Source organism: Streptomyces sp. NPDC002669, from assembly GCF_042889165.1.
Classification (GTDB): Bacteria; Actinomycetota; Actinomycetes; order Streptomycetales; family Streptomycetaceae; genus Streptomyces.
This window is the reverse complement of record NZ_JBIAQQ010000009.1, coordinates 25,380-45,431: the sequence shown is the minus strand read 5'-3', so window position 1 is coordinate 45,431 and position 20,052 is coordinate 25,380. Positions and strand designations below refer to the sequence as shown.

The following is a 20,052-nucleotide window of genomic DNA, read 5'->3' as shown; positions in this document are numbered from 1 at the left end:
CCCCTCAGTAGTCGAAGGCCCGTGCCGTGTTGTCGGCGATCGCCGCAGCCAGGGTGTCCTCGTCCAGGCCCTTCACCTCGGCCATGGCCCGCAGCGTGACGGGAACGAGGTAGGGCGCGTTGGGCCGTCCCCGGTACGGGGCGGGGGTGAGGAACGGGGCGTCCGTCTCGACCAGCACCAGCTCCGTCGGCGCGACGGCCAGGGCGTCCCGCAGCGGCTGGGCGTTCTTGAAGGTGACGTTGCCCGCGAAGGACATGAAGTACCCGGCGTCCGCGCAGATCCGGGCCATGTCGGCGTCGCCGGAGTAGCAGTGGAAGACGGTCCGCTCGGGGGCGCCCGCGTCGGCCAGGACGCGCAGCACGTCCGCGTGCGCCTCCCGGTCGTGGATGACCAGCGCCTTGCCGTGCCGCTTGGCGATCTCGATGTGGGCCCGGAAGGACTCCTCCTGGGCGGCCATGCCCTCGGGGCCGGTGCGGAAGTGGTCCAGTCCGGTCTCGCCGACGCCGCGCACGTGGTCGAGGGCGGCCAGCGCGTCGATCTCCGCCAGCGCCTCGTGCAGCGCGGCGGTCCCGCCCGCCTCGCGCGCCCCCTGGCGCGACCGGCCGTCCGGGTCGCCGTGCACGATGCGCGGCGCCTCGTTGGGGTGGAGGGCGACGGCCGCGTGCACGGAGGCGTGCGCGGCGGCGGTCTCGGCGGCCCAGCGCGACCCGGCCACGTCGCAGCCCACCTGGATCACGGTGGTGACGTTCACCGCGGCGGCCCTGGCCAGGCCCTCCTCGACGGTGCCGTCCTGCATGTCCAGGTGGGTGTGCGAATCGGCGACCGGCACCCGGAGGGGTTCGGGCAGCGGCGGGGCTTCGGTACGGCTCATGCCGACGATCGTACGAGGGCCGTACGAGGACCGCGCCGGGGCCCGTACGACGACCGGGGCCCGTGCGACGGCCGGCGACCGTGGGAGAACCGGTGGCCGTACGGTCCGGAGCTCCCGCGGTCGGCTATTTGCGGTGGAAGGGGTGCAGCAGGTCGGACAGGCGCCAGTGGCGTCCCGCGTCCGAGGGTGCGGCGGTGGCGGCCCGGGCCCGTCGGGTGTCGGCCCTGCCCTGCCCGGTCGTGTCCGCCGGCACGGGCGGCATCGGCGGCCGGGACGGCTGGGGGCTGTGGAGCAGCTGCTGGACGGTCGAGACCCGCCCCGCCCGCATGATCCGGACCACGTGGCCGCCGCAGTTCAGGCAGGTGGGCCTGGAGAGGGGTGAGGGCACCCGCTCCCCGTCCGCCTTGTAGATGACGAAGTCGTTGTTGGAACCGTCGATGTGGTGCTCTATCTGATAAGCCTGCTCCCACCCGTACCCGCACCTCATGCAGGCGAAGGCATACGCCTCGTGCGCGGTGGTCGCTGCGATCTCGCTCATGCCCTGCTCCTTTGTCCGCCGGACAAAGCACTCCGGAGAATGCGTCCCTGACCCAGTGGACGCCTTTACCGGCGGGAGCGCATCGGGCCCTGTCGAGTGTTGGAGCGGTTTTGGCCTTCTCGTGGCAGAAAGGGTCCGTGCGCGGCTCTCGCTTTGCTTTTCACGATAGTCCTTTGCCCTCTTCGGGGCCGGTTCGAGCCGCGTTCTTTGCCGCGACGACCGCGTCGAACACCTCGCGCTTGGGCAGCCCCGCCTCGGCGGCGACGGCGGCGATGGCCTCCTTGCGCCGCTCCCCCGCCTCCTCTCGCACCCGCACCCTGCGCACCAGCTCCGCCGCGTCCAGTTCCTCGGGGCCGGTGTCGGCCGCGCCCTCGACGACGACGGTGATCTCGCCGCGCACCCCGTCGGCCGCCCAGGCCGCCAGTTCGCCCAGCGGGCCGCGCTTCACTTCCTCGTAGGTCTTGGTCAGCTCCCGGCACACGGCCGCCCGCCGGTCGGTGCCGAGGATTTCGGCCATCGCCGCGAGGGTGTCGCCGATCCGGTGCGGGGACTCGAAGAAGACCATCGTGCGGCGTTCCGCGGCGACCTCGCGCAGCCTGCCGAGCCGCTCGCCCGCCTTGCGGGGCAGGAAGCCCTCGAAGCAGAACCGGTCGACGGGCAGCGCGGAGAGGGCGAGCGCGGTGAGCACGGCGGACGGGCCGGGGACCGCGGTGACCCTGATGTCCTTCTCCACCGCGGCGGCCACCAGCCGGTAGCCGGGGTCGGAGACGGACGGCATCCCGGCGTCCGTGACGAGCAGGACCCGGGCCCCGCCGGTCAGCGCCTCGACGAGTTCCGGCGTACGGGCCGCCTCGTTGCCCTCGAAGTAGGAGACGACCCGGCCCGTGGTGTGGACGCCGAGCGCCTGGGTGAGGCGGCGCAGCCTGCGGGTGTCCTCGGCCGCGACGACGTCCGCCGTCTCCAGTTCGGCGGCGAGCCTCGGCGGGGCGTCCGCCACGTCGCCGATGGGGGTTCCTGCCAGTACCAGCGTTCCAGTCGTTCCAGTCACAGGAATCATCCTCCCAGCCCGGGCGCCAGCGCTCGCACAGACGCGTTCCCTACGATGGCGCGGTGACGAGTACTGCGCCCGAAGCCCGACAGGGCCAAGACGCCGGGGAACCGCACGGCGAAGAGTCGGCATCCTGGCAGCAGCGGCTGCGCCGCTTCGGCCATTCGCCCCGGTCCGGCATCGGGCTGCGCGAACGGCTTGTTCCGACGTACACCAGGCCCGGGGCCCAGTTGTGGGCGGTGCTCGGCATCTCCCCGCCGACGGCCGAGCGCCTGGTGCGGTGGTCGGCCTGGGGCGGACCGCTGCTGGTGGCGCTGGTCGCCGGGGTGCTGCGGTTCTGGAACCTGGGCAGCCCGCACGCCCTGATATTCGACGAGACGTACTACGCGAAGGACTCCTGGGCCCTGGTCAACCAGGGGTACGAGGGCGACTGGCCCAAGGACATCGACAAGCTGATCCTGGAAGACCCGTCGAAGGTGGCGATCCCGGTCGATCCGGGATACGTGGTCCACCCGCCGGTCGGCAAGTGGATCATCGGCTTCGGTGAACAGCTCTTCGGCTTCACGCCGTTCGGCTGGCGGTTCATGGTGGCGGTGCTCGGCACGCTGTCGGTGCTGATGCTGTGCCGGATCGGCCGGCGGCTGTTCCGTTCGACGTTCCTGGGCTGTCTCGCGGGCACGCTGCTCGCCGTGGACGGCCTGCACTTCGTGATGAGCCGCACCGCGCTGCTCGACCTGGTGCTGATGTTCTTCGTGCTGGCGGCGTTCGGCGCGCTGCTGATCGACCGCGACTGGTCGCGGCGCCGGCTGGCCGCCGCGCTGCCGGTCGACGACGAGGGGGTGCTGCGCCCCGACGCGGAGGTCGCGGAGCGGTTGCGGCTCGGGCTGCGCCCGTGGCGGATCGTCGCCGGGCTGATGCTGGGACTGGCCTTCGCCACCAAGTGGAACGGCCTGTACATCCTGGCCGCCTTCGGTCTGATGACGGTGCTGTGGGACGTGGGCGCGCGCCGGACCGCGGGCGCGCGCCGGCCGTACCGGGCGGTGCTGAGGCGGGACCTGCTGCCGGCCTTCGTCTCGACGGTGCCGGTCGCGCTCGTGACGTACGTCGTCTCCTGGACCGGCTGGATCGTCACCGGCAAGGGCTACTACCGGAACTGGGCGGCGACGGACGGGCGGGGCGGCCACTGGACGTGGCTGCCGGACTGGCTGCGCAGCCTGTGGCACTACGAGTACCAGGTCTACGAGTTCCACGTGAACCTGACGTCCGGCCACACCTACCAGTCCAATCCCTGGAGCTGGATCGTGCTCGGCCGGCCCGTCTCGTACTTCTGGGAGGAGCAGCCGGGCTGCTCGCCGTCGGGCAGCGGCAAGTGTGCCCGCGAGGTGCTGGCCATCGGGACGCCGCTGCTGTGGTGGGCGGCGTGCTTCGCCCTGGCGTACGTGCTGTGGCGGTGGTTCTTCCGCCGCGACTGGCGGGCGGGCGCGATCGTCTGCGGCGTGGCGGCGGGCTGGCTGCCCTGGTTCTTCTACCAGGAGCGGACGATCTTCCTGTTCTACGCGGTCGTGTTCGTGCCGTTCCTGTGCCTGGCGGTGACGATGATGATCGGCGCGATGCTGGGGCCGGGCGCGAGAGCGGCGTCCGACCCGCCGGGAACCGGTCCGGTGGAGGCCGTCCCGGCGGGCGACGACCCGGCGATGGAACGCCGGCGGACGCTGGGCGCGATCGGGGCGGGCGTCCTGGTGCTGCTGATCATCTGGAACTTCGTCTACTTCTGGCCGATCTACACCGGCGCCCCGATCCCGAACGGCTCGTGGCGCGACCGGATGTGGCTGGACACCTGGATCTAGGACCCTCCGCCCGGGAGGGTTCAGCCCGGCATACCGGCGCCCCGGAAGGTGCGCCGGTAGGCGAGCGGTGAGACGCCGATCGCGGCGTGCAGGTGCTCGCGCAGTGAGGTGCCGGTGGCGAAGCCGACCTGTCCGGCGATGTCGTCGACGGCGAGGTCGGTGGTCTCCAGGAGGTGCTGGGCGCGGGAGACGCGCTGCTGGATCAGCCAGCGGCCGGGGCTCGTCCCGACCTCGTCGTTGAAGCGGCGCGCGAAGGTGCGCAGGCTCATCCGGGCGTGCCCCGCCAGTTCCGTCAGCGTCAGGGGCTCGTGCAGGTTCTCCAGCGCCCACTGGCGGGTGGCCGACGTGCCGTTCGCGGAGGCCGGGGGCACCGGGTGCTCGATGTACTGGGCCTGGCCGCCGTCCCGCCACGGCGGCACGACGCAGGCCCGGGCCACGTGGTTGGCGACGGCGGTGCCGTGGTCCCGCCGCACGAGGTGCAGGCAGACGTCGACGCCGGAGGCGGCACCGGCCGAGGTCAGCACGTCCCCGTCGTCCACGAACAGCACGTCCGGGTCCAGCGCCACCCGCGGGTACCAGGACCGGAAGACGTCGGCGACGGCCCAGTGGGTGGTGGCGGGCCGGCCGTCGAGCAGCCCCGCGGCCGCCAGTACGAAGGCGCCCGTGCAGATCGACACGATCCGCGCCCCGGGCCGTACGGCCGCGAGCGCCTCGGCTGCTCCCGGCGGCAGCTCGCGCGAGAGCCGGGAGATGTCGAAGGGCGGCAGCAGCACCGTGTCCGCCGTCGCGAGCACCTCGGGCCCGTGCCCGACCGTGACCGAGAAGTCCGCGTTCGTGGCGACGGGGCCGCCGTCGACGGAGCAGGTCAGGACCTCGTAGCGGTCCAGGAGCGCCCCGAAGACCCGGCTCGGGATGCCGAGTTCGAAGGGGTACGCCCCGTCCAGCGCGAGGACGACGACACGATGGACGGTCATGGCACGATCCCGTCGGAAGATGGCATTCATGCCATGGTACGACCCGGGGGCCCGGGGCGAGGCTGGAGCACATGACGAACCCCACCACCATGCGCGCCATCGGCCAGGACACCCACGGCACCCCCGAGGTGCTGAAGGAGGTCGTGCTGCCGCGGCCCGTGCCCGGCCCGGGACAGATCCTCGTGGCCGTGCGCGCCGCCGGGATGAACCCGACCGACTGGAAGCACCGTGCCGCCGGTCTCTTCCTGAACCGCCTGCCGCTCGTCCTCGGCTGGGACGTGTCCGGCGTCGTCGAGGCCGTCGGCTTCGGCGTCACGCTGTTCGAGCCGGGCGACGAGGTCTTCGGGATGCTGCCCTACCCGCACGGCGTCGGCTCCCACGCCGAGTACGTGACGGGTCCCGCCCGCGCCTTCGCGCACAAGCCCGCCGGCATCGACCACGTCCGGGCCGGCGCCCTGCCGCTCGCCGCCCTCACCGCCCACCAGGCGGTCGTCGACACCGCTGCGGTACGGGCCGGACAGCGCGTCCTGGTCCACGCGGCCGCCGGCGGGGTCGGCCACCTCGCCGTCCAGATCGCCAAGTCCCGCGGCGCGTACGTGATCGGCACCGCGAGCGCCCCCAAGCACGACTTCGTCCGCTCCCTCGGCGCGGACGAAGTCGTCGACTACCGCACCACCGACTTCCGCGACGCGGCCCGGGACATCGACATGGTGCTCGACCCCGTGTCCGGCGACACCCGCACCCGTTCCCTCGACGTCCTGCGGCCGGGCGGCGTCCTCGTTTCGCTCCTGCCGGGGACCGACCCCGACGAGGCCGCGAAGGCCGCAGCCCGAGGGGTCCGCGTCAAGACCCTGCTCGTCGAGGCCGACCACGCCGGCATGAACGCCGTCGCCGGCCTGGCCGCCTCCGGCTCCCTGCGCGTCCACGTCGAGGCCGTCTTCCCGCTCGCGGACGCGGCCCGGGCGCACGCGCTCGGCGAGACGGGCCGCACCACCGGCAAGATCGTGCTCACCGTCCCCTGAGGGCCGGCCGCCCGGGTCAGGACGGGTCGGCGGCGAGCGGGGAGAGCTGCCGCTCGAAGAAGGTCTCCAGGACCACCGTGGCCTGGGTCCCGCTGACCCCGTCGATGGCGTAGATCCGGCGCAGCACGTCCTGCAACTGCTCGGTGGTCGCGGTCCTGACCTTCACCAGCACCGAGGCGCTGCCGGCGATGACGTGCGCCTCCAGGATCTCGGGGAGCGCGGCGAAGTCCTGTGCCGAATCGCCCATCCAGGAGGTCGAGTCGACCATCACGTAGGCCAGGACGGCGCCGCCCGCGGCGACCGGGTCCACCTCGGCCGTGGTGCGCCGGATGACGCCGCGCTCGCGCAGCTTCCGCACCCGCTCGTGGGCGGCACCGGCGGACAGGCCGACGGCCTGTCCCAGCGCGGCGTAGGACTGGGTGGCGTCCTGCTGGAGCCGGTCCAGCAGCTCGCGGTCTATGTGATCCACAACTCTCCGTCCGGCGTTTCCTTGCAATAACCATATCCCATCTTGCAATCTTCACTCCGGGCCGATTTTCGTTCGGCGCACGGCGCCTTTCGTGAGGAGTGGATCCTGTGAGCGGTGAACGCCCCGGGCTGTACGAGATGTTCGACGACCGGTTCCGCACCGGGCGGTGCATGAACGGCGACAACGCACTGGAGGTCCTGTACACCGGCTGCCGCTGGGCCGAGGGGCCGGTCTATCTGCCCGCCTGGCGGCAGGTGGTCTGGAGCGACATCCCCAACGACCGGATGCTGCGCTGGGACGAGGAGACCGGCGCGGTCGCCGTCTTCCGTCGCTCGGCCGGGCACACCAACGGCAACACCCTCGACCGCGAGGGCCGGTTGATCACCTGCGAGCAGGGCAACCGCCGGGTGACCCGGACCGAGCACGACGGCACGATCACGGTCCTGGCCTCCCACTGGCAGGGCAAGCGCCTGAACAGCCCGAACGACGCGACGGTGAAGTCCGACGGCTCGATCTGGTTCTCCGACCCGGACTTCGGCATCACCAGCGACTACGAGGGCCACCGCGCGCAGAGCGAGATCGGTTCCAACAACGTCTACCGGATCGATCCGGCCACCGGCGAAGTACGCCTGGTCGCCGACTGCTTCGGCGCTCCGAACGGGCTGGTCTTCTCGGCGGACGAGCGGCAGCTGTTCGTCTCCGACACCCGGGCCGGATTCATCCGCGTCTTCGACGTGCGGGACGACGGCACGCTGTCGGACGGCGAGGTCTTCGCCGAGGCAGCGGCCCGGCAGAAGGCCCGCTTCGACAACCTCCGCTTCGACGACGGCGGCCGGCTCTGGGCCGCCGCGCTGGACGACGGCGTGCACTGCTACGACCCCGACGGCACCCTGATCGGCCGCCTGGACGTCCCCGAGACGGTCGCCAACATCTCCTGGGGCGGCGCCAAGCGCAACCGCCTCTTCATCACCGCCGAGACCAGCCTCTACTCGGTGGTCATGGGCGTCACCGGCACCCACCCGACCGGCCCGGGACGACAGCCCTGGACGAACCCGGCACCCCGGTGACCTCGGGGCGGAACACGCCGCCCGGGCACGGGGCGGGCCCGTCCGCCTCCGCGTTCAGGGGGCACGTATCGCGTATCCCGTTCCCATAACAACCGGCTCGACCGTCCCTCCCCTCCCGTAGGGTGCCGATCAGCATCCCCTTGAACACGTTCAAGGGGGCTCCTGGGGAGGGGACTGCAGGATGCGCAGTGGAGCGAAGGTCGCCGTGGTCGGCGGAATATTCGCGGTCGTGGTCGGCGGGGTGGGGTACGGGGCGTACAACATCCTGGACGATCTGGACGGTGGCGGCGGGGGTACGGACAGCCGTTCCGCGGCCGCCGAGGTGAAGACGGGGCCGGTCACCGAGGAGGAGATCGGCGAGGCGTCGAAGAAGTTCCTGAAGGCGTGGGCGAGCGGTGACTCGGCCGCCGCGTCCCAGCTGACCAACAACGCGGGTGAGGCCGGGCCGGTTCTCGCCGCCTACCGCGAGGAGGCCCACGTCACCGAGGCGGTGATCACGCCGGGCCCGGCGGTCGGCTCGAAGGTGCCGTACACGGTGAAGGCGACCGTGACGTTCGGGGGGAAGTCCAAGCCCTGGTCGTACGCCTCCCAGCTGACCGTGGTGCGCGGTCTGACCACCGGCAGGCCGCTGGTGGACTGGTCCCCCGCGGTGGTCCACCCGGACCTGGCGGACGGCGCGTCGCTGAAGACGGGCGAGGCGTCGGCCCCGGCGATCGAGGCGGTCGACCACAACGGCAAGGTGCTGACCAAGGAGAAGTACCCCTCGCTGGGGCCGGTCCTGGACGCGCTGCGCGAGAAGTACGGCGAGAAGGCCGGCGGCACCGCGGGCATCGAGACCCGGATCGAGAACGCGGACGGGAAGACCCCCGACAAGACCCTGCTGACGCTCACCAAGGGCAGGCCGGGGAAGCTGGTGACCACCCTGGACGCCGGGATCCAGGCGGCGGCCGAGACGGCGGTGAAACGGTTCGGCCAGGCGTCCGTGGTGGCGGTCCGGCCGTCCACGGGTGCGATCCGCGCCATCGCCAACAGCCCGGCCAACGGCTTCAACGCGGCGTTGCAGGGCAAGCAGGCGCCCGGTTCGACGATGAAGATCGTGACTTCCGCGATGCTGATCGAGAAGGGCCTCGCCTCGGCAGGCCGGCCGATCGAGTGCCCGAAGAACGCGATGTACCAGGGCCGCACCTTCCACAACCTGGACAACTTCGACATCCCGCAGGGCACCCTGACGACCAGCTTCGCCCGGTCCTGCAACACCGCCTTCATCAAGCTGATCGACGACACGAAGGACGACGCCGCGCTCGCGAAGGAGGCCCGCGAGGTCTTCGGCATCGGACTGAACTGGCAGACGGGCGTGGTGACCTACGACGGCAGCGTCCCCGAGGCGACCGGCGGCGAGGCGGCGGCCCAGTACATCGGCCAGGGGACGGTCCAGATGAACGCCCTCAACGTGGCGTCCATCACCGCCACCGCGCGGACCGGCACCTTCCGCCAGCCGATCCTCGTGGACCGGGACCTCGACGGCCGGACGATCGCCACCGCCGCCAGGTCGCTGTCCCCGAACGTCTCCCGGCAGTTGACCGAGATGATGCGCCAGACGGCGGCCTGGGGCACCGCCAAGGCGGCGATGTCCACGGTCGGCGGAGACAAGGGCGCCAAGACGGGCTCGGCGGAGGTGGACAACCAGGAGACGTCCGACAGCTGGTTCACCGGCTTCAGCAACGACCTGGCCGCCGCCGCGGTCGTCAAGGCCGGTGGCCACGGCGGCGACGCGGCGGGCCCGGTGGTCGCGGCGGTCCTGCGCGCCGGCCCCTGATCCGGTCGCCGACCGGGCCCGGGGCAACCGGGCCCGGCACACCGCCGCGTGTCCCGGCAACTCCGTCGCGTGCCCCGTACCGCGTTCGCTAGCGTGCGGGGCATGAGCACTCCCGACACCACCACCGACACCACCACCGACACCGCCGCCCCGGCCGCCGCCGAGGCCCATCCGCGCTTCGCCGAGGCCCTGCGGGAGCTGGGTCTCGACGTCGAGATCCGCAAGTTCCCGGAGGCCACCCGGACCGCCGCCGAGGCCGCCGCCGCGATCGGCTGCGGGCTCGGCGAGATCGTCAAGTCACTGATCTTCGAGGCCGACGGGGTACCGGTGCTGGTCCTGATGGACGGCTCCTCGCGGGTCGACGTGGAGCGCGTGCGCGTGGAGCTGGGGGCCGGGAAGGTCGGGCGGGCCGATGCCGGCCTGGTCCGGGAGACGACCGGTTACGCGATCGGGGGCGTACCGCCCTTCGGCCACCGTACGAGGACCCGGGTGCTGGCCGACCGCGGACTGCTGGAGCACTCCGTGGTGTGGGCGGCGGCGGGCACCCCGCACACGGTCTTCCCGCTCGACCCGCGGACGCTGATCGAGCACGCCGGCGGAACCGTGGTGGACGTGCGCGAACAGCCGAAGTGACCTGAGCCGCGAGCCGGTTCAGCCGAGCACGTAGGGGTCGAGGAACTCGCGGAGCTGGGCAGCCGTGGGTTCCGACTCCTCCTCGTCGTCCTCGCCCGGCTTCGGGGCGATGGTGCGCGGCGGGCACGGGTCGGCCATCGATCCGTTCGGGTCGTCCGACCGGAAGCGGTCCCCGTGGATCTCCTTGCTGCCCAGCCGTTTTCCGGTCGCGGCCTCGTACACGGTCACCTTGTAGACGCCCTTGTAGAGGTAGAGGGAGAACGGGTGCTGCCTGGTCTCGCCGCTGCCGGTGCCGCCGATGACGTCGGGCATGGTCTGGTAGACACAGCGCTTGACCTGTTCGCCCCGGCCGGTGCGTTCGACACAGGCGACGAGCTGCACCGTCTCCGGCTTCGCGGGGTTCCAGACCCGGAGGTCCGCGGCGGTCGGCCGGTCCGAGGCGGAGTCCGCCCCGGTCCAGTAGTTGTCGATGACCACGGGGCGGGGGCCCTTGTCGGAGCGCGGTGCCGCCTGGGAGAACTTCTGGGGCTCCTCGCACATGGCCCGGTAGCGGTAGGTGACGAACGGCTTCTCCTCCTCGTCGGAGAAGGCCAGATAGCCGAACCACACCAGTGCGAGTGCCGCGGCCAGTGCGGCCACCACCCCGATCGCCTTCCGTGCCATGCCGGTTGATCCCTTCCCCGTCGGTCATCGGAACGAATCCTTCCTTCCGGAGGGGGCCGGGACAACCGGATGGGGGCACCCCGGCACGAAACTGCCGTTCCGTTCCGGGGTGCCGGGGGGAGGAGGCCGGAAAGCAGTGCCTACTCCCCCGAAATCGCGTGCTGGAAGCCGTAGTTCGTGGCCGTGAGTCCGCCGTCGACCCGCAGTGTGGTCCCCGTGATCCAGGCCGCGTCGCGGGAGGCGAGGAAGGCGACGGCGGAGGCGATGTCGTCCGGCTCGCCGACCCGGCCGAGCGGGTAGATGCGGCTGACCCGGGCCAGCGCCACGTCCTGGCCCGCCCAGGCGTCCGTGCGGACCGTGCCGGGGGCGACCAGATTGACGCGCACGCCGCGCGGCCCGGCGTGCCCGGCGAGGGTGCGGGTCAGACTGGCCAGGCCCGCCTTGGCCGCGCTGTAGCCGTGGTTGCCGAAGTCCTGTTCGCCGTTGACCGAACCGATGTTGACGATCGCGCCCCGCCCGGAGGCGATCAGGTGCGGGAGCGCGGCGCGGGAACAGCGGTACGGGCCGGAGAGCGAGATGTCCAGGTCGCGTTCCCATGCCTCGTCCGGCTCGTCCTCGAAGAGCGGGAGGTCCGAGGAACAGGAGTACGCGTTGTTCACCAGCACGTCGAGCCGGCCGAGGACGGCGACGGCGTGGGCCACCGCGGCCTCGACCGCCGTGCGGTCGCCCACGTCGCAGGGCAGTGCCTCGGCGGTGCCGCCCGTCTCGCGTATCGCCTCGGCGGTGCGTTCGGCGCGGTCGCCGTCCAGGTCGGTGACCAGGACCCGGGCGCCCTCGGCGGCCAGTCGGCGGGCCGTGGCGGCGCCGATGCCCTGGCCCGCTCCGGTGAGGAGCGCGACATGTCCGTCGAATCGCGGCCCGGCGGGGTGGGCGGGAGTTGCGGGGTGAGGAGGAGTCATGGCGCCGACCGTACTGCCCTGACCAGCGCTTGGGCACGGGGGGCCGGGGCATGGAAATCCGGGCGTGGAGACCGGGCCGGGGAGGCCGGGGCCGGGGGCCGGGCTCGGGGATCGGCGGTGGCTCCTCGCTTCCCCCGGCATCCGCAGGGCGCGGAGAGGGCGCAGAAGAGCCGAAGAGTCACCGAGGAGTCACAGCGCCGACCGCACGGCCCTGACCAGGGCCTGGGCGCGGGGGTCGGCGGTGACTCCTTTCTGCAGGCCGTTCGTCACATAGCCCAGCGCGATGCCGGATTCGGGATCGGCGAAGCCGAGGGAGCCGCCCCGGCCGGGGTGGCCGAAGGAGCCGGGGGCCAGCAGCGGGGCCGCCGGGCCGTGGAGCATGTAGCCGAGGCCGAAACGGGTGTTGACGACCAGGACCCGGTCCGGGCCCGCCGACTCCTCGGTACGCGCCAGGGTGAGGGTGGCGGGGGCGAACAGCCGGTGGCCGTCGACCGGGCCGATCATCGCGGCGTAGCAGCGGGCCAGGGCGCGGGCGGTGGAGATGCCGTTGGAGGCGGGGAGTTCGGCCGCCCGGTAGCCGGGGTCGTTCTCGTCGGGCAGCGGGTCGATGGCACCGAAGGCTCGGCGGGTGAGGGACTGCGGGTCGCGGTACGCCTCGGTGACCGAGCGCTTGGGGCGCAGCCGCAGGGCGCCGCTCCCGTCGGTGGGCGGTTCGACGGGCCCGATCCGGCCCACCCGGTGCGTCTCGTCGGCCGGGAGGCCGAACCAGAAGTCCAGGCCGAGGGGGCGGGCGATCTCCTCGGCGATCCAGCGGCCGATGGTGCGGCCGGTGACCCGGCGCACCAGTTCGCCGACGAGCCAGCTGTAGGTCTGGGCGTGGTAGCCGTGGTCGGTGCCGGGTTCCCACTGGGGGCGCTGGGCGGCGACGGCCTGCGGCCCGGAGTTCCCGTCGGCCGCCTCGGAGGGGGTCAGCGGGCAGTCGAGCGCGGGGAGTCCGGCCCGGTGGGACAGGATGTGCCGGACGAGGACGCGTTCCTTGCCGGCCGTCTTGAACTCCGGCCAGTACGTGCCGACGGGGGCGTCGAGGTCGACCTGGCCGCGCTGGTGCAGCAGCAGCGGTACGGCGGCGGCGATGCCCTTGCCCGCCGAGCGGACGATCTGCACGGTGTCGAGGGCCCAGGGTTCGGTGCCGTCCACGTCCCTCGTACCCGCCCACAGGTCGACGACCTTGTGCCCGTCCCGGTAGACGGCGACGGCCGCGCCGCGTTCGCCGCGCTGCTCGAAGTTGCGGACGAACGCGTCCCGGACCGGTTCGAATCCGGCCGCCACCGTGCCGCGTACGTCCACGTCTGCTCCCGCGCTCCCGCTCATCCCCCCATGGTGCATCCCCGCGCGGGCGGGGCGGGGGCCGGGTCACCCGTTGTTCGTGGTCACGGCACGTTCACGGGCGCGGATCGCCCGCGGAGCGCGGTGCGTTCACGGCTGCGGGACGCTCACGGAGCGCGGGTCGAAGCCGAAGGGCAGCTCCAGGCGGTGGGCGCGCATCAGCTTCTCGTCGCAGAGCAGGTCCTGGGTGCGGTCGTCGGCGGCGATGACGCCCTCGCTGAGGATCACCGAGCGCGGGCAGAGCTCCAGGGCGTACGGCAGGTCGTGGGTGACCATGAGCACGGTGACGTCCAGGGAGCGCAGGATGTCGGCGAGTTCGCGCCGCGAGGCCGGGTCCAGGTTGGAGGACGGCTCGTCGAGGACGAGGATCTCCGGCCGCATGGCGAGGACGGTGGCGACGGCGACGCGGCGGCGCTGGCCGAAGGAGAGGTGGTGCGGCGGCCGGTCCGCGTACTCCTCCATGCCGACCTGCTTCAGGGCCTCGGTGACGCGTTCCTCCAGTTCGGCGCCGCGCAGTCCGGAGGCGGCGGGGCCGAAGGCGACGTCCTCGCGGACGGTGGGCATGAAGAGCTGGTCGTCGGGGTCCTGGAAGACGATGCCGACGCGGCGGCGGATCTCGGCGAGGTTGCGCTTCCCGACGGGGAGACCGGCGACGCGGACGGTGCCCGCCCCGGCGTCGAGGATGCCGTTGAGGTGCAGGACGAGGGTGGTCTTGCCGGCGCCGTTCGGGCCGAGCAGGGCGACGCGTTCGCCCCTGGCGACCGTCAGGTCCACCCCGAACAGGGCCTGGTGACCGTCCGGGTAGGCGTACGCGAGGCCGCTGACCTCCAGGGACGGGGCGGGGGCGGTGGGGGTGCTCATACGGTCCATCCCAGCAGACAGGTGACGAGGGCGAGAACGGGGAGGGTCGCGGCCTGCGCCCACTGGGTCCGGGAGGCCGTCACCTCGTCGATGACCGGCATGGAACCGGTGTAGCCGCGGCTGACCATCGCGAGGTGGACGCGTTCGCCGCGCTCGTACGACCGGATGAACAGGGCGCCCGCCGATGTGGCCAGGACACCCCACTGCCGTACGCCGCGGGCCTCGAAGCCCCGGGAGCGGCGGGCGATCGACATCCGGCGCATCTCGTCGGTGATCACGTCGCCGTACCGGATCATGAAGGAGGCGATCTGGACGAGCAGCGGGGGCATCCTGAGCCGCTGGAGGCCGAGCAGCAGGGCGCGCAGTTCGGTGGTGGAGGCCAGGAGCACGGAGACGGCGACGCCGAGGGTGCCCTTGGCGAGGACGTTCCAGGCACCCCAGAGGCCGGGGACGCTGACGGAGAGGCCGAGGACGTGGGTCTGCTCGCCGGGCACCACGAACGGCATGAGCAGCGCGAACGCGACGAACGGCACCTCGACGAGCAGGCGCTTGAGCAGGAAGCCCGCCGGGATCCGGGCCAGGGCGGCGACGGCGCCGATCAGCACGGCGTACAGCGCGAACGCCCACATCGCCTCGCGCGGCGTGGAGACGACGACCACGACGAAGCAGAAGGCGGCGACGAGTTTGCAGTGCGGTGGCAGGCGGTGGACGGGCGAGTGCCCGTGCCGGTAGAGCTTGTGTGCGTGGCCTGCGCCCATGTCAGACGGCTTTCTGTCGCGTGGTGCGTGCTGTGTTGCTGCGGGTTGTGCGTTGCTGTGCGCTGTGGGTTGCGTACGGGTCGTACCGGCGGTTCCCGTGGGACGGCCGGTCCGGTCAGACGGTCTCGCGGTCGTGCGCGGCGGTGGTGCCGGGGGCGTCCGGGGTGCGGCGGCGACGGGCGACGACGTAGAAGACGCCGCTGCCGACCGCGATCGTGACGCCGACCCCGATCACCCCGGCGAGGCCGCCGGAGATCCGGGCGTCGGAGACGTCCTTGACACCGTAGTCGGCGAGCGGCGAGTCCTTGGCGGCGTGCTCCTCGACCTTCTCGTCGATGCCCTTGTCGGCGGCGACCTTCTCCAGGCCGTCGGGGTTCGAGGAGGCGTAGAAGGAGACGAAGCCCGCCAGGACGAGGGCGGTGACCAGGCCGGTGGCCCACAGGGCGCGGGGGGAGCGGGTCGCGGCCGGGGCGGCGGCGGGCCGCGCGGCGGGGGCGTCGACCAGTTCGCCGTCGATCCGGAGCTTGAGCGGGGCGGTGAGGCCGCGGGCGCCGTGGACCAGGTCGGGGCGTACGGCGATGACGGCGCCGACGGTCAGCCCGGTGATCACGGCCTCGCCGATGCCGATCAGGGTGTGGACCCCGACCATCGCGGTGAAGACCTTGCCGATCGCGATGTCGGTGGTGCCGCCGATCCAGTAGATCAGCGTGAAGGCGCAGGCCGCGGCCGGTACGGAGACCAGGGCGGCGACGAAGGAGGCGGCGGTCACGGAGCGCCGGGTGCGCGGCAGCAGGCCGAGCAGCCCGCGGAAGAGGGCGTACGCGACGACGACGGTGACGACGCCCATGACGAGCACGTTCACGCCGAGCGCGGTGAGGCCGCCGTCGGCGAAGAGAACGCCCTGCATGAGCAGGACGACGGAGACGCAGAGCACCCCGGTGTACGGCCCGACCAGGATCGCGGCGAGCGCCCCGCCCAGCAGGTGTCCGCTGGTGCCCGCCGCGACCGGGAAGTTCAGCATCTGCACGGCGAAGATGAACGCGGCCACGAGGCCGGCCAGCGGCGCGGTGCGCTCGTCCAGTTCCCGCCGGGCGCCCCGCAGGCCGACCGCCACGGCCCCGGCGGCGACGACTCCGGTGACGGCCGAGACGGGTGCGTTGATGAATCCGTCGGGTACATGCATGACAAAGCTCCGCTTCCTGCGACCGCGCTGCTGCGGACATGTCGTGAACCGCTCAATGATAGGGGCTTGTTGCAAAGCCCTCGCAAGAGCGCCTTCGTCACAACTGACCGCCCACCCCTCTGGCGGAAACCACCCGTGCCCCTGGCGCAAAATGTGCGACATTTGATGGCAGAGGAGAAAACACAGGAGGAATCGGCCATGCCCCCCGTGATTCATGAACAGGCCGAAGCCTGGCTCGTCAACGACACCCCCGACCTTCCGGCGGTGCCGGTGGACCTGCTGTACGACGCCGACGACGACCCCCGCACAGTCCATGTCGCCTTCCCCGGCGGCATCGACTGGTCCTTCGGCCGCGACCTGCTGGAACGCGGCCTGCTCTCCCCCGCCGAGCGCGACGGCGTCCGGGTGTGGCCGTGCGGGCGCACCCAGCTGGTCGTGGAGCTCCACTCGGAGAAGGGCGTGGAGGTGGTGCAGTTCGACAGCGCCCCGCTGGTCCGATTCCTGCACCGCACCCATGACGGGAACGCCGACGACGAGGGCATCGGCGGACGGCAGCCGCACGACGTCCCCGCGTGACCCGCCGGCCCGGCGTCCCGCCCGGACCACCCGCGTGGCGCAAGCCCTCATGACGTGAGCCCCCATGGCGGAAGCCCCCGTGCCGCTCGCACGGGGGCTTCCGCTGTCGCCCCGGCCCCCCGTCCCCACAGGTGACCGGTGCTTCCGGGGCCGCGTCCCGCTCGGACGCGGCCCCGGAGTCTCTTTCCCGGTCCGGGCCGGGCCTTCGGAGCCCGGCCCGGGAGCCCGGAGGCCGGGCGTCCGGCTCAGACCCGGGCCAGCTCGCGCTCGCCCCCGGCGTCGCCGCCGGGTCCGTGGCCCGCGGCGGACGTCTCGCCGAGCTGCTCGCGCAGCTTCTCGCCCTCCACGTCCACGTTCGGCAGGATCCGGTCCAGCCAGTTCGGCAGCCACCAGGCGCGCCTGCCCAGCAGGGCCAGGACCGCGGGCACGATCGCCATCCGGACCACGAACGCGTCGAAGAAGACGGCGATGGCGAGCGAGAAGCCGATCATCTTGACCATCTGCTCGCTGGAGCCGATGAAGCCGGCGAAGACCGCCATCATGATCACGGCCGCGGCCGTCACCACCCGGGCGCCGTGCCGGAAGCCGGTGACGATCGCCTGGCCGGGCTTCTCGCCGTGCACGTACGCCTCGCGCATCCGGGTCACGAGGAAGACCTCGTAGTCCATGGCCAGACCGAAGACCACGCCCACCATGAAGATCGGCATCATCGACATGATCGGGCCGGTCTGCTCCACGCCGAAGAGCGAGCCGAGCCAGCCCCACTGGTAGACCGCGACGACCGCACCCAGGGCCGCGACGACCGAGAGCAGGAAGCCCAGGGCCGCCTTCAGCGGCACCAGCACCGACCGGAAGACCAGCATCAGGAGCAGGAAGGCGAGGCCGACCACGAGCGCCAGGTACGGCAGCAGCGCGTCGTTCATCTTCTGCGAGAAGTCGATGTTCATCGCCGTGGAGCCGGTGACCAGGACCTCCGCGCCGGTGTCGGACTTGAGGCCCTCGCCCGCGTCACGGATGGAGTGGACGACGTTCTCCGTGTCGACGGAGCTGGGCCGGTCCTTCGGGATGACGGTGATCATCGCGGTGTCGCCGGCCTTGTTGAACTGGGCCGGGGTGACGGCGACGACGCCCTTGATGCCGGAGATCTCGTCGGAGACCTGCTTGGCCGCGGCCTTGCCGTCGGAGCTCTTCGCGGTGTCGACGACCACCATCAGCGGGCCGTTGAAGCCGGGGCCGAAGCCGTCCGAGAGCAGGTCGTAGGCGCGCCGCTGGGTGGTGCTGGTGGGCTGGGAGCCCTCGTCGGGCAGGCCCATCTCCAGGGACGCGGCCGGGACGGCGACCGTGCCGAGGCCGATGACGCCGATCAGCAGCACCCACACCGGCCTGCGCAGCACGAACCGCGCCCAGCGGGTGCCCATGTTCGGCTTCCCCTCGGACTCGGACGGGGCCCCGGCGGCCTTGCGCGCCTTGCGGCCCATGACCCGCTTGCCCGCGAAGCCCATCATCGCCGGGACCAGGGTGAGCGCGATGAGGACGGCGATCACGACCGTGCCGGCCGCGGCGAAGCCCATCTTCGTCAGCATCGGGATGTTCACGACCGCGAGGCCGGCCAGCGCGATGACGACGGTGAGCCCGGCGAAGACCACCGCGGACCCGGCCGTGCCGACGGCCCGCCCGGCCGCCTCCTCGCGCTCCCGACCCTCGGCCAGCTCGGCGCGGTAGCGGGAGACGATGAACAGCGCGTAGTCGATGCCGACCGCGAGGCCGATCATCATCGCGAGGATGGAGGTGGTGGAGCCGAGGTCGAGCACGTTCGCCAGCGCCGTGATCGTCGAGACGCCGACGCCGACGCCGATCAGGGCGGTGAGCAGCGGCAGCCCGGCCGCGACCAGCGAGCCGAAGGTGATGACCAGCACCACCGCGGCGACCGCGACGCCGATGATCTCGGTGGCCCCGGTCTCGGGGATCACCATGAGCGCGTCGCCGCCGATCTCGACGGTCAGCCCGCTCTTCTGCGCCGCGTGGCCCACGTCCTCCAGGGACTCCCGGGTCGCGTCGGTCAGCTCCATCGAGTTGACCTTGTAGGACACCGAGACGTACGCCGTGGACCCGTCCTTGCTGACGGCACCGGCGGTGTACGGGTCGGTGACCGCGGCGATCTGGTCCGAGCCGGACTTCAGCTCTCCGACGACCTTGTTCACCTCGGCCTTGTTGGCCGGGTCGGTCATCTTCCCGTCGCCGGGTGCCTTGAAGACGACCCGGGCGGTCGCGCCGTCGGCGCCGACTCCGGGGAAGCGCTGTTCCAGCAGGTCGAAGGCGCGCTGCGCCTCCGTGCCCGGTATCGAGAAGGAGCTGGAGGTGGCGGTGGACGCGGAGGCCGCGCCGAATCCGGCGAGTGCCAGCAGCGCCACCCAGACCAGGGCGACGTAACGGCGGCGCCGGAAGGCGAGCCGTCCGAGTTTGTAGAGGAATGTGGCCACGGGGGCGTACTCCCGGTCAGGTCGTATGGGTGGAAAAGGGCGTGTGGAACCGGCCCGACGACGAGAGCGGCGTGTCAGGTGGAGCGGGGAGAAGGCCGTGCGAGGGGACGGAACCGGCCTCGCGGGGAGCGGGGTCGGCCCGGGGAACCGGTACCTCAGACTCCGAGAGCGGGGAGAACCACGGAGTCGACGTAATCGATCAGGAACGCCTGGTCGACGGAGCGGTCCTCGACCAGTTGCCGGGCGGCGAAGGCGCCGATCAGCATGTGTGACACGTATTTCAGCGCCGGATTGTCCGGACGCACCTCGCCCCGGTCCACGGCTCGGCGCAGCAGTTGGTCGAGGCCGGTCATCTCCGGCTCGATCAGCAGCTCGCGCAGGGCCTCGTGCAGATCGGGATTCTCGTGGACGGCATGGCTCAGGCCCCGCATCAGCGCGGAGTCCTTCTCCATCTGACAGTCGTCGGTACGGCTCAGCACGGCGTGGAAGTCTCCGCGCAGCGAACCGGTGTCGATCTCGTGGAGGGACACCGGCTTGTTGTGCCGCAGAGCCTTGACGACCAGCTCGGGCTTGCTCCCCCACTGGCGGTAGAGGGTGGCCTTGCTGGAACGGGTGCGGGCGGCGACGGCGTCCATGGTCAGGGCGTCGTAACCGACCTCGCGGAGCAGGTCGAGCACGGCGGCGTACATCTCGCCCTCGCGCTCGGGCGTGAGCCTGGTGCGCGCCATGTGCCGGCCTCCTGTCCTGGAGTGCGTACGCGAGTGTCCGGGTACGCACATGAGCTTCGCCGGCCGACTCGAACACCAGTCGCCCGAACGAAACTGTTTCGTACACCTCGACGTTACCCGCCCCTCCAGCGAAACGAAATCGTTTCGCTTGTGTTCCGCACCACAGCCCGCAC

The 20,052-nt window shown here is 72.1% G+C and carries 19 protein-coding genes; 6 read left to right on the top strand and 13 right to left on the bottom strand.

Features of this window, described 5'->3' with window-relative positions:
- Positions 1-4: 4 nt before the first annotated feature.
- The 3 genes from ACFYW1_RS16140 to rsmI all read right to left on the bottom strand — a co-directional run bounded on the left by ACFYW1_RS16140 (position 5) and on the right by rsmI (position 2,466).
- The gene (locus tag ACFYW1_RS16140) at positions 5-871 is read right to left on the bottom strand and encodes a TatD family hydrolase (RefSeq protein WP_388992286.1); all 867 of its coding nucleotides are present in this window, start codon (positions 869-871) and stop codon (positions 5-7) included.
- A 124-nt stretch (positions 872-995) separates the two neighbouring features.
- On the bottom strand, positions 996-1,409 hold the full coding sequence (locus ACFYW1_RS16135; RefSeq protein WP_388992283.1) for a hypothetical protein: 414 nt from the start codon (positions 1,407-1,409) through the stop codon (positions 996-998).
- A 160-nt stretch (positions 1,410-1,569) separates the two neighbouring features.
- Positions 1,570-2,466 (bottom strand): 16S rRNA (cytidine(1402)-2'-O)-methyltransferase, encoded by an 897-nt coding sequence (gene rsmI, locus ACFYW1_RS16130; protein ID WP_388992280.1) that lies wholly within the window; start codon positions 2,464-2,466, stop codon positions 1,570-1,572.
- Positions 2,467-2,519: 53 nt separating this feature from the next.
- Here rsmI and ACFYW1_RS16125 point away from each other — a divergent pair, with 53 nt between their 5' ends.
- Positions 2,520-4,304 (top strand): dolichyl-phosphate-mannose--protein mannosyltransferase, encoded by a 1,785-nt coding sequence (locus ACFYW1_RS16125; RefSeq protein WP_388992277.1) that lies wholly within the window; start codon positions 2,520-2,522, stop codon positions 4,302-4,304.
- A gap of 20 nt (positions 4,305-4,324) precedes the next feature.
- Here ACFYW1_RS16125 and ACFYW1_RS16120 read toward each other — a convergent pair whose 3' ends face one another.
- A complete protein-coding gene (locus ACFYW1_RS16120) occupies positions 4,325-5,278 on the bottom strand; it encodes a GlxA family transcriptional regulator (RefSeq protein ID WP_388992274.1) in 954 nt (317 codons plus the stop codon).
- A gap of 89 nt (positions 5,279-5,367) precedes the next feature.
- Here ACFYW1_RS16120 and ACFYW1_RS16115 point away from each other — a divergent pair, with 89 nt between their 5' ends.
- Positions 5,368-6,300: an NADP-dependent oxidoreductase gene (locus ACFYW1_RS16115; RefSeq protein ID WP_388992748.1), complete on the top strand. Its 933-nt coding sequence runs from the start codon at positions 5,368-5,370 to the stop codon at positions 6,298-6,300.
- Positions 6,301-6,316: 16 nt separating this feature from the next.
- Here the strand turns inward: ACFYW1_RS16115 and ACFYW1_RS16110 are convergent, their stop codons facing one another.
- Complete coding sequence (locus ACFYW1_RS16110; protein WP_388992271.1) at positions 6,317-6,769, bottom strand: Lrp/AsnC family transcriptional regulator; 453 nt, start codon at positions 6,767-6,769, stop codon at positions 6,317-6,319.
- A gap of 107 nt (positions 6,770-6,876) precedes the next feature.
- Here ACFYW1_RS16110 and ACFYW1_RS16105 point away from each other — a divergent pair, with 107 nt between their 5' ends.
- The 3 genes from ACFYW1_RS16105 (at position 6,877) to ACFYW1_RS16095 (ending at position 10,285) form a co-directional block, all read left to right on the top strand.
- Positions 6,877-7,836: an SMP-30/gluconolactonase/LRE family protein gene (locus ACFYW1_RS16105; RefSeq protein ID WP_388992268.1), complete on the top strand. Its 960-nt coding sequence runs from the start codon at positions 6,877-6,879 to the stop codon at positions 7,834-7,836.
- Between the two features lie 181 nt (positions 7,837-8,017).
- On the top strand, positions 8,018-9,652 hold the full coding sequence (locus ACFYW1_RS16100; protein WP_388992265.1) for a penicillin-binding transpeptidase domain-containing protein: 1,635 nt from the start codon (positions 8,018-8,020) through the stop codon (positions 9,650-9,652).
- 102 nt (positions 9,653-9,754) lie between these two features.
- Complete coding sequence (locus ACFYW1_RS16095; RefSeq protein WP_388992262.1) at positions 9,755-10,285, top strand: YbaK/EbsC family protein; 531 nt, start codon at positions 9,755-9,757, stop codon at positions 10,283-10,285.
- An 18-nt stretch (positions 10,286-10,303) separates the two neighbouring features.
- On the opposite strand, the gene ACFYW1_RS16090 is transcribed toward ACFYW1_RS16095, so the two are convergent.
- The 6 genes from ACFYW1_RS16090 to ACFYW1_RS16065 all read right to left on the bottom strand — a co-directional run bounded on the left by ACFYW1_RS16090 (position 10,304) and on the right by ACFYW1_RS16065 (position 16,095).
- Positions 10,304-10,948: a hypothetical protein gene (locus ACFYW1_RS16090; RefSeq protein WP_388992259.1), complete on the bottom strand. Its 645-nt coding sequence runs from the start codon at positions 10,946-10,948 to the stop codon at positions 10,304-10,306.
- A 140-nt stretch (positions 10,949-11,088) separates the two neighbouring features.
- A complete protein-coding gene (locus ACFYW1_RS16085; RefSeq protein ID WP_388992256.1) occupies positions 11,089-11,907 on the bottom strand; it encodes an SDR family NAD(P)-dependent oxidoreductase in 819 nt (272 codons plus the stop codon).
- A gap of 189 nt (positions 11,908-12,096) precedes the next feature.
- Complete coding sequence (locus tag ACFYW1_RS16080) at positions 12,097-13,254, bottom strand: serine hydrolase domain-containing protein (RefSeq protein WP_388992745.1); 1,158 nt, start codon at positions 13,252-13,254, stop codon at positions 12,097-12,099.
- A 129-nt stretch (positions 13,255-13,383) separates the two neighbouring features.
- Positions 13,384-14,154, bottom strand: a complete 771-nt coding sequence (locus ACFYW1_RS16075; protein WP_388992253.1) for an energy-coupling factor ABC transporter ATP-binding protein — start codon at positions 14,152-14,154, stop codon at positions 13,384-13,386.
- Positions 14,151-14,912 carry a cobalt ECF transporter T component CbiQ gene (gene cbiQ / locus ACFYW1_RS16070; RefSeq protein ID WP_388992250.1) on the bottom strand — a complete coding sequence of 254 codons (762 nt, stop codon included), beginning with the start codon at positions 14,910-14,912 and terminating at the stop codon, positions 14,151-14,153. Before cbiQ ends, ACFYW1_RS16075 begins: the two co-directional genes overlap by 4 nt.
- A 115-nt stretch (positions 14,913-15,027) precedes the next feature.
- A complete protein-coding gene (locus ACFYW1_RS16065) occupies positions 15,028-16,095 on the bottom strand; it encodes an energy-coupling factor ABC transporter permease (RefSeq protein ID WP_388992247.1) in 1,068 nt (355 codons plus the stop codon).
- 198 nt (positions 16,096-16,293) lie between these two features.
- Here ACFYW1_RS16065 and ACFYW1_RS16060 point away from each other — a divergent pair, with 198 nt between their 5' ends.
- Complete coding sequence (locus ACFYW1_RS16060; protein WP_388992244.1) at positions 16,294-16,671, top strand: SsgA family sporulation/cell division regulator; 378 nt, start codon at positions 16,294-16,296, stop codon at positions 16,669-16,671.
- A 245-nt stretch (positions 16,672-16,916) separates the two neighbouring features.
- Here the strand turns inward: ACFYW1_RS16060 and ACFYW1_RS16055 are convergent, their stop codons facing one another.
- On the bottom strand, positions 16,917-19,151 hold the full coding sequence (locus ACFYW1_RS16055; RefSeq protein WP_388992240.1) for an MMPL family transporter: 2,235 nt from the start codon (positions 19,149-19,151) through the stop codon (positions 16,917-16,919).
- Between the two features lie 155 nt (positions 19,152-19,306).
- Positions 19,307-19,879, bottom strand: coding sequence for a TetR/AcrR family transcriptional regulator (locus ACFYW1_RS16050; RefSeq protein WP_385592652.1), 573 nt, complete (start codon positions 19,877-19,879; stop codon positions 19,307-19,309).
- Between the last annotated feature and the right edge of the window lie 173 nt (positions 19,880-20,052).